Source organism: Streptomyces sp. NPDC034670 (assembly GCF_055574875.1).
Genome location: NZ_JBVITR010000121.1, coordinates 1 through 3,211 on the forward strand (window position 1 = coordinate 1; position 3,211 = coordinate 3,211).

Consider the following 3,211-nt stretch of genomic DNA (forward strand, 5'->3'; position numbering starts at 1 on the left):
TACTCGGCGGCCAATGCCTTCCTGGACGCCTTCGCTCGGTGGCGCCGTGCCCGGGGTCTGCCGGCCGTCTCGCTGGCCTGGGGCCTGTGGGGCGATACCGAAGGCATGGCCGGTGTCCTCGACCAGGCGGACCGGGCACGTATGCGGCGCAGCGGGGTCCGGGCCCTGTCCGTCGACGAGGGCATGGCACTCTTCGACGCCGCACTCGATGCCGGCGAACCGGCCCTGGTGCCGATCAAGTTCGAGCTCGCGACCCTGGCCGCACAGGCGGGGGCCGGACAACTGGCGCTCAAGCTGCAAGGACTGGTGCGTCGGCCCCGGCGTACTGCCGCCGTCGGCGGACCTGTTCCGACCGAGTCCCTCACGGACCGGCTGGCAGGGCTCCCGGCGGAGGAGCAGACGGAGATGCTGCTGGATCTGGTCCGCGACCAGGTCGCCGTCGTACTCGGGCACGCCGACGCCGCGGGCATCTCGCCGGGGCAGGCGTTCAGCGAACTCGGCTTCGACTCGCTCACCGCAGTCGAACTGCGCAACCGGCTGGCCGGAGTGACGGGCACCTCGCTGCCGGCCACCCTGATCTTCGATTACCCGTCGACCGCCGCGATCGCCGATCACCTGCGCGCGGAGTTGATCCCGGACACCGCGACCGGAACGGTCGAACTGGCCGACGTGGACGAACCCGGGCTGCGCAAGGCACTCGCCGCCGTCCCACTCACCCGACTCGAGGAACTTGGCGTACTGCAGCAGTTGCTGCGTCTCGTGGATGCGCCCCCCGGTGCCACAGGCACCGGCGCAACCGGCGGAACCTCTGCCGAAACCGGACAGAACAAAGCGCATCTGATCGCCGACATGGATGTCGCAGGCCTCATCGAACGCGCGATGGGCAACACCACCAACTGAGCCCGTCGCGGCCTACGGAGGAACTCAAGTATGTCTGTGTCCGAGGACAAGATCGTCGCGGCACTGCGTGCCTCGCTCATGGAGAACGAGCAGCTCAAGGCGGAGCGTGACCGGGCTGTCGCGGCCCGGACCGAACCGATCGCGATCGTGTCGGCCGCGTGCCGACTGCCCGGCGGCGTCGCTTCGCCGGAGGATCTGTGGCAGCTCGTCGCCGAGGAACGTGACGGCATCACGCCGTTTCCGAAGAACCGGGGATGGAACGTCGACGCGATCTACGACCCCACCCTCGGCCTGCCCGACAAGACCTATGTCCGGGAGGGCGGTTTCCTGCACGATGCGGGGGAGTTCGACGCGGCGTTCTTCGGGATCAGTCCGCGTGAGGCGCTGGCGATGGATCCGCAGCAGCGGCTGCTGCTGGAGACCTCGTGGGAGGTCTTCGAGCGGGCGGGTATCGATCCGGCCACGCTGAGGGGCAGCCGCACCGGCGTCTTCGCCGGCCTGATGTACCACGACTACGAGGCAGCCGCGGTCGCCGGAAGCATCGTGTCCGGCCGGGTGGCGTACACCTTCGGCTTCGAGGGTCCTGCGGTGACGGTGGACACGGCGTGTTCGTCGTCGCTGGTGGCGATGCACTCCGCGGTGCAGGCGCTGCGCAGCGGTGAGTGCTCGCTGGCGCTCGCCGGCGGTGTGGCGGTGATGGCCACGCCGGGCAGCTTCATCGAGTTCTCGCGGCAGCGGGGCCTGGCTCCCGACGGGCGGTGCAAGTCGTTCGCCGAGGGGGCGGACGGCACCGCCTGGGCCGAGGGCGTGGGCCTGGTGCTGCTGGAGCGTCTGTCGGACGCGCGGCGCAACGGCCACCAGGTGCTGGCCGTGGTGCGCGGCAGCGCGGTCAACCAGGACGGCGCGTCCAACGGCCTGACCGCGCCGAACGGCCCCTCGCAGCAGCGGGTGATCCGCCAGGCGCTGACCAACGCGGGTCTGTCGGCGGCCGATGTGGACGCGGTGGAGGCGCACGGCACGGGCACGTCGCTGGGGGATCCGATCGAGGCCCAGGCGCTGCTCGCCACCTACGGGCAGGAGCGCCCGGCGGACGGCCGGCCGTTGTGGCTGGGTTCGCTGAAGTCGAACATCGGTCATGCGCAGGCCGCCGCGGGTGTGGCGGGTGTGATCAAGATGGTGCAGGCGATGCGGCACGGGGTGCTGCCCAGGACGCTGCATGTGGACGCGCCGTCGTCGGCGGTGGACTGGTCGGCGGGTGCGGTGGAGCTGCTGACCGAGGCGCGGGAGTGGCCGGAGGGGGACCGGCCGCGGCGGGCGGCGGTCTCCTCGTTCGGTATCAGTGGCACGAATGCGCACGTGATCCTGGAGGGGGTGCGGCCGGAGGAGGCGGCGCCGACGGTGGCGGGCGGGCCGGTGCCGCTGGTGTTGTCGGGCCGGACGCCGGAGGCGGTGCGGGGGCAGGCGGAGCGGCTGGCCGGTCATCTGGGGCGGCACGGCGGGCTGGGGCTGGCGGACGTGGCGTTCTCGCTGGCGACGGGGCGGGCGCATCTGGGTCATCGTGCGGTGGTGGTGGCGGGGTCGGTGCGGGAGGCGCAAGAGCGTCTGGGGGCGGTGGAGCCGCGGGCGGTGGTGGCGGGGCGGCTGGGGGTGTTGTTCACCGGGCAGGGGGCGCAGCGGGTCGGTATGGGGCGGGAGCTGTACGGGGCGTTTCCGGTGTTCGCGCGGGCCTTCGACGAGGTGTGTGCGGCGGTGGACGGGGTGCTGGGGGGGTCGCTGCGGGAGGTGGTCTTCGGGGCGGAGGCGGGGCTGCTGGACGAGACGCGGTATGCGCAGCCGGCGCTGTTCGCCGTGGAGGTGGCGTTGTTCCGGCTGGTGGAGTCCTGGGGGGTGCGGCCCGATCTGCTGGCCGGTCATTCGGTCGGTGAGGTGGTGGCGGCGTTCGTGGCGGGGGTGTGGTCGCTGGAGGATGCGGCGGCTTTGGTGGTGGCGCGGGGGCGGCTGATGCAGGCGCTGCCGCCGGGCGGGGTGATGCTGGCGGTGGAGGCGTCGGAGGAGGAGGTGGGGCCGCTGCTGGCGGGGGGTGTGGATATCGCGGCGGTCAACGGGCCGGGGTCGGTGGTGTTGTCGGGGGCCGGGGCGGCTGTCGAGGAGGTGGTGGGCCGGCTGGGGGACCGGCGGACCAGGCGGCTGCGGGTGTCGCACGCGTTCCACTCGCGGTTGATGGAGCCGATGCTGGCGGAGTTCCGGCGGGTGGCGGAGTCGGTGACGTATGCCCAGCCGCGCCTCCCGGTGGTGTCGAACCTGACGGGGG

General features: G+C 72.3%; 2 protein-coding genes. Both read left to right on the top strand.

Annotation, left to right across the window (positions count from 1 at the left end):
• Positions 1-900 (top strand): acyl carrier protein (locus tag ACZ56B_RS32675; RefSeq protein WP_468798672.1); only part of this gene is annotated, 900 nt, incomplete at its 5' end.
• A 36-nt stretch (positions 901-936) separates the two neighbouring features.
• Positions 937-3,211 (top strand): type I polyketide synthase (locus ACZ56B_RS32680; protein WP_468798675.1); only part of this gene is annotated, 2,275 nt, incomplete at its 3' end.